Here is a 273-nt window from a genome sequence, read left to right as displayed (position 1 = left end):
AAAAATAGAGAAAACCTCAGGGTTTCTAAGCAAAACAAAGCGAAAACAAATCACAAGCGGAAAATTTTAGTCATTATCGATGAGACACCAGAATGTCGGCGCGCTGTCGCCTTTGCTGCACAGCATGCCCAAAATACTAAAAAAACATTGGTACTACTCTGTATTGTTGATAGTGTAGAATTTCAACATTTTTTGGGCGTCAACAATGTTATGCGAACAGAAGCAATACAAACTGCCCATAAAGTTTTAGGAGAAATTGCCAGTGATGTACGC

The 273-nt window shown here is 38.8% G+C and carries 1 protein-coding gene; it reads left to right on the top strand.

Features of this window, described 5'->3' with window-relative positions; translation table 11 throughout:
- Window positions 1–273, top strand: a 273-nt coding sequence (locus ACFINS_RS10605) for a universal stress protein (RefSeq protein WP_375706249.1), incomplete at both ends; no start/stop codon positions are given.

Source organism: Bartonella sp. AA2SXKL, assembly GCF_042197205.1.
GTDB lineage: Bacteria > Pseudomonadota > Alphaproteobacteria > Rhizobiales > Rhizobiaceae > Bartonella.
The sequence above is the reverse complement of the archived record's forward strand: the minus strand, read 5'-3'. Positions and strand labels throughout refer to the sequence as shown.